The sequence below is a fragment of the Salegentibacter salinarum genome (genome assembly GCF_900168115.1).
Lineage (GTDB): Bacteria > Bacteroidota > Bacteroidia > Flavobacteriales > Flavobacteriaceae > Salegentibacter > Salegentibacter salinarum.
Genome location: NZ_FUZC01000033.1, coordinates 1 through 8,985, shown reverse-complemented (window position 1 = coordinate 8,985; position 8,985 = coordinate 1). Strand labels below are relative to the sequence as shown.

The 8,985-nt window shown below is 36.8% G+C and carries 8 protein-coding genes and 1 pseudogene; 2 read left to right on the top strand and 7 right to left on the bottom strand.

Features of this window, described 5'->3' with window-relative positions; all coding sequences use genetic code 11:
- Positions 1-310: 310 nt before the first annotated feature.
- The 3 genes from cls to B5X53_RS18685 are packed head-to-tail and all read right to left on the bottom strand — an operon-like array spanning position 311 to position 3,353.
- Positions 311-1,690, bottom strand: a complete 1,380-nt coding sequence (gene cls, locus B5X53_RS18695) for a cardiolipin synthase (RefSeq protein ID WP_079714722.1) — start codon at positions 1,688-1,690, stop codon at positions 311-313.
- The gene (locus tag B5X53_RS18690; RefSeq protein WP_079714721.1) at positions 1,691-2,650 is read right to left on the bottom strand and encodes a lytic transglycosylase domain-containing protein; all 960 of its coding nucleotides are present in this window, start codon (positions 2,648-2,650) and stop codon (positions 1,691-1,693) included.
- 1 nt (position 2,651) lies between these two features.
- Positions 2,652-3,353: an alpha/beta fold hydrolase gene (locus B5X53_RS18685; RefSeq protein ID WP_079714720.1), complete on the bottom strand. Its 702-nt coding sequence runs from the start codon at positions 3,351-3,353 to the stop codon at positions 2,652-2,654.
- Between the two features lie 363 nt (positions 3,354-3,716).
- Here B5X53_RS18685 and B5X53_RS18680 point away from each other — a divergent pair, with 363 nt between their 5' ends.
- A complete protein-coding gene (locus tag B5X53_RS18680; RefSeq protein WP_079714723.1) occupies positions 3,717-4,019 on the top strand; it encodes an N-acetyltransferase in 303 nt (100 codons plus the stop codon).
- On the opposite strand, the gene mtaB is transcribed toward B5X53_RS18680, so the two are convergent.
- The 3 genes from mtaB to B5X53_RS18665 all read right to left on the bottom strand — a co-directional run bounded on the left by mtaB (position 4,016) and on the right by B5X53_RS18665 (position 7,492).
- Complete coding sequence (gene mtaB, locus B5X53_RS18675; RefSeq protein WP_079714719.1) at positions 4,016-5,347, bottom strand: tRNA (N(6)-L-threonylcarbamoyladenosine(37)-C(2))-methylthiotransferase MtaB; 1,332 nt, start codon at positions 5,345-5,347, stop codon at positions 4,016-4,018. The two genes, B5X53_RS18680 and mtaB, sit on opposite strands and share 4 nt — an antisense overlap.
- Positions 5,348-5,792: 445 nt before the next feature.
- Complete coding sequence (locus tag B5X53_RS18670) at positions 5,793-6,245, bottom strand: OsmC family protein (protein WP_079714718.1); 453 nt, start codon at positions 6,243-6,245, stop codon at positions 5,793-5,795.
- Between the two features lie 98 nt (positions 6,246-6,343).
- Entirely contained in the window at positions 6,344-7,492 is a 1,149-nt protein-coding gene (locus B5X53_RS18665) for a cysteine desulfurase family protein (RefSeq protein WP_079714717.1), read from the bottom strand.
- A gap of 97 nt (positions 7,493-7,589) precedes the next feature.
- Here B5X53_RS18665 and B5X53_RS18660 point away from each other — a divergent pair, with 97 nt between their 5' ends.
- Positions 7,590-8,639 (top strand): hypothetical protein, encoded by a 1,050-nt coding sequence (locus tag B5X53_RS18660; protein WP_079714716.1) that lies wholly within the window; start codon positions 7,590-7,592, stop codon positions 8,637-8,639.
- Here the strand turns inward: B5X53_RS18660 and B5X53_RS18655 are convergent.
- Positions 8,636-8,890, bottom strand: a pseudogene (locus tag B5X53_RS18655) (Smr/MutS family protein); the annotation flags it as partial. The gene B5X53_RS18660 and the pseudogene B5X53_RS18655 sit on opposite strands and share 4 nt — an antisense overlap.
- Positions 8,891-8,985: the final 95 nt, after the last annotated feature.

The window sequence follows — 8,985 nt, the reverse complement described above, 5'->3', positions numbered from 1 at the left end:
TTGTTGCATAAAAAACAAAAAATAATACTAACCAGCTCAAAACCAATTTCAGCCTGTATCACAAAACAGTGTACGTGGCCAATTAAGGATCACATTTTTTAGCTAGTGGACAGGTTTTATAATCAAAATCATAATGATGCTGGTGGCTTCGCCAGGGCGAGGACCACATATAGGATGCGGAGCAGGTTATAAGTATTGAAATATTGACAAGTAAGCAAGGGCTGAAAAGACTTGCCAACATTTCAACACTCCAAAAACATCATCAAAATGAAATAATTAGAAAATAAAATATTAAATTTGAGAGAAGGACTTATTGCTTTTCATAGGAATCATTGTTGTAAACCTGGGTCATTTCAGCTGCTACTTCTTTATCATATAAAAATGCATTGATCTCAAAGTTGATATCAAAACTGCGATTATCAAGATTACAGGAACCAATACTGGTGAGCACCCCATCTACCACCATAGTTTTAGCGTGCACCATTCCTTTATGGTAATGAAATACCTGCACCCCAGACTCCAGTAATTTTTCGATATAAGAATTAGTGGCATAACGCGCTATTACCGAGTCTCCTTTTTCGGGAATAATGATTTTAACTTCCACTCCTATCCTGCTTGCCATACAAAGCGCAGTAAGAATTTGATTGTTTGGGATAAAATAAGGAGTGGTGATATAAACATATTTATCGGCCGTATTAATTGCAGTTAAAATGGCTTCCATTATATTCTGCCAATCGGTATCGGGACCGCTGGCAGCAATTTGAACCGCAGTTTTTTCGGGAAGATCTATCTTCGGAAAAAAGTTGTCTTCAATTTTGAGTTCTTTTCCACTAATAAAATTGAAATTCAATAGAAATTGGGCCTGTAAAGACTTTACTGCGTGACCTTCAATTCTAAGATGAGTGTCTCGCCAAAAGAGTTTTTCCTTCGGATTTTCCTCAAAATTCACATATTCATCGCAAATATTGATTCCGCCGATAAAACCTACCCTCCCATCTATAATCGCCATTTTTCGATGATTACGGTAATTTAACTTTCGGGTTAAATTTGGAAACCAAACCGGCATAAACGGATAAATCTCAATTCCGCAGGATTTCATTTTTTTAACCGCTTTTGAAGAAAGTCTACTCGCCACATAATCGTAACTCACCCTTACCGTTACACCTTCTTCGGCCTTTTCGCAAAGCAATAAAATAAGTCGGTTTCCTATTCTTCCGCTGTTAAAAATGTAATATTCTATATGAATATGATGTTTGGCTTTCTTAATATCTTCGAATAAGGCTGAGAACTTATTTTCGCCATTTATAAGGATCCTGACTTTATTTAGAAAAGTCACCGGTTTCTTTTGGTTATTCTGAAGAAGATGAACCAGTTTGATCTTTTGCTTAATGGAATCCTGATTTAAATCAATCAAATCTTTTTTATTAAGCATTAGTTTACTTTCCCAATGCTTAATTATTTTTTGGTCGTAGAGTTTTTTTCGATTAAATAACTTGCTCTTCCTGAATTCCTGGGCAAAAAAGTAATATACCAGCAGGCCAATTACCGGAAATATAAAAAGAGCAAAAATGAGGGAGATACTTTTTACAGGCTCCCTGAAGTGCATTAATTCATAACCGGCCGTTATAAAAACGATTAAAAAATTGACAGATAAAAGAACCCACCAGAAATTATCCAGGAAAGCATTCATTTACTTTACGGCAGTGTAAGTGTTTTTTTCAGGAATCTTAATCTCGTATTCCTTTCTGGAAGCATTATTTAGGTGCGCTTCCCTAAGCCAGGGATTATGAATTTTTAGAATCTTATAATTGATATCGAACTGATGTGCAAAATCGGCGAAATCTTTAACCACAGTATCAACTTTTACTGTTCTGGTTGGAATATGCTTATAAAGATGTTTTTCGTCAAAATTGAATCCGTATTCTTCAGGATTGCTTAAAATCTCTTTAATAGCAAGGATTCTAAACATATATCTTCCGGTTTCTTCCCCAAGTAATAATTCGTAATAATCATCTACTTTTTGACGATCTAATTGTCTTTGAACACCTCTATTCCCGGCGTTATAAGCGGCAGCGGCCATCGTCCAGGAACCAAATTTTTCCTTCGATTTTTTTAGATAATCGGCAGCAACACGGGTTGATTTTTCAATATGGTAACGTTCATCAACGTTTCCATTTATCTCTAAACCGTAATCTTTACCTGTACCTTCCATAATTTGCCAAAAACCTTTAGCACCGGCAGGAGAAACCGCCTGGGTTAGTCCGCTTTCAATAACGGCCAGGTATTTAAAATCATCTGGAACACCTTCTTCTTTAAGAATAGGTTCTATGATTGGGAAAAACTGATTAGCCCGTTTTATTAAAAGCAAGGCATTAGACTGCCAATAAGTATTAACCAGTAATTCCCTATCCATTCTTTCGTAAATATCAGGATCATTGATAGGTACTTCTTCCCCGGCAAAGTTTATATTTTCAGGCATTGGTAACGCATAGATATTATAATCTTTTACCGGTCGGTCTTTTTGGTTGGTCGTGGTTGCTTCAGCTGTATCCTCGTTTTCGCTAACAGGAGACTGTTGAGCTGCTTGTATACTTACAAACACAATAGTGAAAAGTCCCACTATAATTAATGCAGATTTTAAAATTTTCATATTAATTCAATTTTTTATTTTTCTCTTCAATTTTTCCTGAAAGGATTATTTCAGGAAGGTACTTATTAAACCAACGATAACGATTCAAAATCATTATATGAGTACCGCCTTTTACGGTAATACATTCAGGAATATATTTTATAGGAAAAATCTCATCCTTATCGCCGTGAATATGCACAATGCCTTTTTGGGCTTTGGGGCAATTCCATAAAACCATATTTTCTATGGCCCAATCTAAATAACGCTGATTCCTAACCGAAAGATATTGCCGGTAAAGTTTCGCTCTTTTTTTAATAAAATCTCCCACCGCAATCTTTTCAAAATGATCTACATAATCCAGTAAACTGGTGGGAATTAGTTTAAATAAACCGGTACTGGCAGCATAGCGCATACGCCTTGGTAACTCTTCCCTGCATTTTACACTGGAAATTACTATAAGCCGTTTAAGATTAAGGCTCTTTGCCATTTCCTGCACAATAATCCCGCCAAAAGAAACCCCAATTAAAACCGCATTGTCGTGTTCTATATATTTATTCATACGGCCGGCGTAATCTTTAAGACTTTCATCTTTTTTAGGAATTATCCATTCCAAAAAATGCATTTTGAAACGATTTTCAGGAAGTTTTATAAATTCAAAAATAGAAGAATTAGCAGCCATACCGGGCATAAAATAAACGTGAATTAACTGGTTTTCTTCAGTCATTTTAACAAGTATATAACACTCAACATTAGCCTAATGCCGTAAATTTACGTATGAAGTGAATTTTGAAATATTTTGATTATTTATTTCGAATATTTCATATAAATACTCCGGAAGCTTGTCCCGGGGTAGTTTGCACTCCAAAATTACTGCTATTTATTTGGCTTTCACAATTGAAAGATTAAAAATAATGGAGAATTTTTTTAAGCCCTTAGTTTTATTGTTTGCTGCTAATAATTCAGCTTTAAAGGCTTTATTTACCTACCTTTACACTAACAATTCAAAGAGAATTTTACAGCTAATTATTGTCGATTTACCCGATTAAATTGACTGCATTAATGGTTTATAACAGAAAAAAGAGAAATGATGAATGCCGAAGAAATTATAATTACTGACAATGAGTTTTTAAGACAGTTTGAAACTACTATAAATCAACAACTTGCCACCATAGAATACGCTCAACAAGAACGAAAAATATTCTTAACCAAAGTCTTTATGCCTGAAGCTCTTAAAGAAGAAGGTTATATGGATATTTTTATTGAAGCTGTTTTAGAAGAAATTAAAGAACGGAATACACGTGTAATGCCTACGAGTCCAGATGTGGCTAAATTTATACGTAAAAACAGAAGAAAGTACAAAGACCTGCTGCCGGTGGGAATTAATATTTAAACCGCTACTTTTTCTGAAGCAAATTCAAACCTAACCAAACCATCTTCATCTATTGAAGTTAATTCAATTTGATGCAGGGTATTTACCAATCCCGGATCCCAGGGTGCTTTAACTTTTACGTAGTTTTCTGTAAATCCGTGGATGTAACCTTCTTTATTTTCACCTTCAAAAAGTACGGTGTAGGTATTTCCTAACTGACTTTCATAAAAAGCTCTCCTTTTCTTGGCTGAAAGTCCGCGGAGCATTTTGCTTCGTTTTTTTCTTACTTTGGTCGGCACCACACCTTCCATATCTGCAGCGGGAGTATTATCTCTTTCTGAATAGGTAAAAACGTGCAAGTAAGAAATATCTAATTCGTTTAAATAATTATAGGTCTCCAGGAAACGCTCTTCAGTTTCACCCGGAAAACCAACAATAACATCTACTCCTATACAGGCATTTGGCATCACCTCTTTAATTTGCCCTACCCTATCGGAATAAAGCCCGCTCATATAGCGACGTTTCATTAATTTGAGTAAATCATCACTTCCACTTTGCAGTGGGATATGAAAATGAGGAACAAACGTATTGCTCTCGGCCACAAAGTCTATAGTTTCATTTTTAAGCAGATTCGGCTCGATAGAAGATATTCTTAGACGTTCAATGCCATCTACCTCATCTAAAGCTTTTACCAGGTCAAGAAAAGTATGTTCGTGTTTTTTATTACCGAACTCTCCTTTTCCATAATCGCCGATATTTACCCCGGTAAGAACTATTTCCTTAATTCCCTTTGCGGAAATTTCAGCAGCGTTATTTAAAACATTTTCCAACTTATCACTTCTGGAAATTCCACGTGCTAACGGAATGGTACAATAAGTACATTTGTAATCACAGCCATCCTGAACTTTTAAAAATGCACGGGTTCTGTCTCCAATCGAATAAGCGCCCACGTAGAAATCGGCTTCGTCAATTTCACAGGAATGCACTTCTCCAAGATCGTTTTTAGTGAGATCGTTTAGATAATTTGTGATTTTGAATTTTTCAGTTGCACCAAGAACCAAATCCACACCATTAACATCTGCGAGTTCTTCCGGTTTTAACTGGGCGTAGCAGCCTACCGCTATAACGAAAGCATCTTCGTTAACTTTTTGCGCTTGCTTTACAATGGTTTTAAAGCGTTTATCGGCATTATCAGTAACCGAACAGGTATTGATCACATAGATATCGGCTTCTTCGGTGAATTCTACGCGCTCAAAACCTTCTTCTCTAAAAGATCTTGCAATGGTAGAAGTTTCTGAAAAGTTGAGCTTGCAGCCCAAGGTATAAAATGCGACCTTCTTATTATTCATACACCTGCCTGTTTCTGTAGAAGTTAAACGATTTTTAGGGCTGCAAAGATACCAACAATTATTGTTTTAGGAAAACATTGTTATGTTGATATTTTGGAGAAGAAAATCCTTAAAACAGATCGTCAGGAATTAGATCCTGAAACAAGTTCAGGATGACGTGAAGAAGAAACCCTGGGAAGAGATCGCCGCGCTTCTTTGCTCTTCGCTCCCGATGACGTAATGAAAGTCATGCTGAGGAGTATGTGAACCAGGCGCGGCAATCTGTTCGGGAAATTCATTCCATTTGTAAACAACCTAGATATTGAAACAAGTTCGGGATGACGTGAGAAACAAACACTTTAAACAAAAGATTGCCACGCTCGTTCCTCGCTCGCAATGAAGAAATGAACGTTATTGAACAAAGGAAGACGATCAATAGCTTAGATGGTGATCGTGTAATATTAGACTACACCTTTTCTTGAGAGACAATTACAACCTCAGCTTCGAGTATAATTTTGCTTTTAATGGAATTGGAGATCAAACAGGCTTTTTCGCTTTTTTCTAGGATTCGTTTTGCTCTTTCGGCATTACTTTCATCGGCGATTTTCAATACCGGTTTAAGAATTATTTCTGTCATTTGAAACTTTCCTTCAACCTTATCAAGTTTTCCAATTGCCTTTGATTTAAAACTGATAAAATCCAGTTTTGAATTCTCTGCAATTGCCAGGAAAGTAGTCATTAAACAACTTTCTACCGCGGCAACAAGAAAATGTTCAGGAGACCAGATGTTGGGCATTCCTTTTGGAAAGTCCGGTGGCGTTGCAGTTTCAATTGTATCAGTTAGTTCAGGAGAGCTGACTTCTCCTTTTCGGTCTTCTACCCAGGTAAGATCTACCTGGTATTCGTGTTTTTCAGCCATAACTTTATATTTTTAAAACCCCAATGGGGTATTTTCTTTACAAAGAAACAGCGATTAAAAACTAAAAAATATGACTCAGGTCAGCTTCAGGAAAAACTTTAGGATTCAATAAATTCTTTAAGCGTATTCACCACGTAATCCAATTCTTCTTTCGTATTAAACCGTGAAAATGAAAATCGTACCGATGGTTTTTTAAGATCTTCTTCTTCCAAAAATGCATTTAACACGTGAGAACCTTTATCGCTACCACTCTGGCAGGCGCTGCCTTTGGAACAGGCAATTCCTTTTAAATCTAATTGGAATAGCAGCATTAAAGCTTTATCGGCAGGAACCGGCAAACAAACATTTATTAAAGTATAGGTGCTTTTTGTGAAATCGCTACAATCGCCATTGAATTTCACGCCGGGGATTTCAGCTCTTAATTTTGAAATAAAATGATCTTTCAAATCGGCGATATAAGCTTTTTCTTTCTCTAAGTTATCTAAAGAAAGTTTTAATGCTTCTTCCAGGCCAACAATATTATGAACACCTTCGGTACCTGCGCGATGGCCACGTTCCTGCTCTCCTCCAAATATAAGTGGTTTTAATCCACTGTTTTTTCTAATAAAAGCAAATCCTACCCCTTTTGGCCCGTGGAATTTATGCGCACTAACTGCAGTAAAATCAACAGGGATTTCACTAAAATCTAGATTGTAATGCCCTACCGATTGCACACAATCTGAATGAAATAAGGCGTCGTGCTCTTTACACAGCTTCCCAACTTTTTTAATATCCAGTTTGTTTCCAATTTCGTTATTTACGTGCATCAGGCTTACCAAAGTCTTTTTATCTGAAGATTTCAGTAATTCCTCCAAATGCAGTTCTTTTATATTTCCGCAGGAATCAAGTTCTACATAATCCACCTGAACATCAAAACAATCCTGAAGTTGCTCCACGGTATATAAAACCGCGTGGTGTTCAATTTTTGAAGTGATTATTCGCTTAACTCCAAGATCACGAACCGCAGAATTTAACGCCAGGTTATCGGCTTCGGTACCACCGGAAGTAAACACTATTTCTGAAGCTTTTACGTTTAGATAACCGGCTACGGTTTTACGGGCCTGTTCTACAAGCGACTTGGCAGATCTTCCAAAAGAATGAGTAGAAGAAGGATTTCCGTAAACCTCTTTCATTACAGAGGTCATTCGGTTTATAACTTCGTCACGCATTTGCGTGGTTGCGGCAGAATCGAGGTATACATTTTTCATCACCGCAAAATTAAGCGAAATAAAATTATTTAAAAGAACCTGCCCTAAAAATCCTTAATTCCGCTATTTTTGTTTCACTTAGATATATTAGCATATTATGAAAAAGATTCTTGCAGCTTTATTTTTCTCTTTTGCCCTTTTTTCCTGTGACGATGGGGATATTACCGTGACCAGTTTCGATTTGGAAAACAGTGATTTAACTCCATGTGAAATTGATGACAAAAAAGTTTTATGGGCAGTTAATAATGAAGATGTTTACGAATCTATGTCTTTGGAATTGGATGACAACAGGTTAAGAGACACGCTTTCACAAACAATCTTAACATTAGATGTTAGTGAGGATTTAGAGATTAATCTTTCGGGAGAAGACAACCGATTGGTTTACAGAATTTATGATGGCGAAATTACCGGAGGGGAATATTTTTGTAAGGGAGTACCTCCAGGATCTCCAAGGGTTATAGAAGAATATGTTTCTGCCGGCGGAGTTGCAAAAATTACAACCAGGTTTAATGATATAACCCTGGAAGCAGATGCCGATGCTGATGGCATACCAAACGGCGAAGAGGGTTACGACCCCGATGGCGATCATCTGGATACTGATGGCGATGGTATCCCGGATTATTTAGATATTGACGATGATAATGATAATGTGCCAACAGCAACTGAAAAAAATGGTAGCCCAGAAGACCCCACAACGGAGGAAGGCTATTTAGATACAGATGAAGATGGAATACCTGATTATCTTGATCCCGATGATGATAATGATGGGATTTTAACCCGTCACGAAATTGATCCCGATGATGTACAAAGAGCCATTGACGAAAATAACGATGATTTTTTAAGTCCAATACCTACAGCTGAAGTAGATGGTTTTCCAAATTATTTGAATAAAGATGTTTTTGATCCTAATTTTGAACACGATCTTCAATTAGACCATCATATTACAAGAAGTTATAGGTCTACCATTGAGATTAAAAATTTCAATTTAATTAGGCAGGATGGTAGCGGGGAAGATATTCGGTTTGATTCTTATATCCTGGGGAGAGTAGATGTTACAAGAATTCCTTTTCAACAATTTACTAACCAGCAACAGGAAAACGAAGAGGATGAGGATAATGAGGATGAGGAAACTGATATAGAAGATTAAACATTCTGAAAGAAATAAACTTCTGTAGCACCGAGACCATATTTCTGGTAATCGGCATCATAAAATTTAAGGTTATCGTATCGACCCAATAAAAAATCCAGCTCGGCTTTTAAGACTCCCTCGCCTACCCCGTGAATAAACACAATTTTCTGAATTCGTTTTCTCATTGCGAATTCTATTTGCCGTTTTGCTGTTTCCATCTGAAGGTTCAGCATATCATAATTACTCATTCCACGGGATGAAGTGGTAAGTCCTGTTTTGTGCGGCTCCTCCCTTCATAACCTCTAACCCCTTGTAAATACTGGAGTTTATGTTTTACACAGGGTGTCCCAGCTTTTTTTAAGGT

What these genes read in the sequence shown, in the direction of transcription:
- B5X53_RS18670 (WP_079714718.1), bottom strand. Translation starts at nt 6,245, where the DNA reads ATGGCTGAAAAACACGAATACCAGGTAGATCTTACCTGGGTAGAAGAC.
- B5X53_RS18680 (WP_079714723.1), top strand. Translation starts at nt 3,717, where the DNA reads ATGAATGCCGAAGAAATTATAATTACTGACAATGAGTTTTTAAGACAG.
- B5X53_RS18690 (WP_079714721.1), bottom strand. Translation starts at nt 2,650, where the DNA reads ATGAAAATTTTAAAATCTGCATTAATTATAGTGGGACTTTTCACTATT.
- B5X53_RS18685 (WP_079714720.1), bottom strand. Translation starts at nt 3,353, where the DNA reads ATGACTGAAGAAAACCAGTTAATTCACGTTTATTTTATGCCCGGTATG.
- B5X53_RS18660 (WP_079714716.1), top strand. Translation starts at nt 7,590, where the DNA reads ATGAAAAAGATTCTTGCAGCTTTATTTTTCTCTTTTGCCCTTTTTTCC.
- B5X53_RS18665 (WP_079714717.1), bottom strand. Translation starts at nt 7,492, where the DNA reads ATGAAAAATGTATACCTCGATTCTGCCGCAACCACGCAAATGCGTGAC.
- mtaB (WP_079714719.1), bottom strand. Translation starts at nt 5,347, where the DNA reads ATGAATAATAAGAAGGTCGCATTTTATACCTTGGGCTGCAAGCTCAAC.
- cls (WP_079714722.1), bottom strand. Translation starts at nt 1,690, where the DNA reads ATGAATGCTTTCCTGGATAATTTCTGGTGGGTTCTTTTATCTGTCAAT.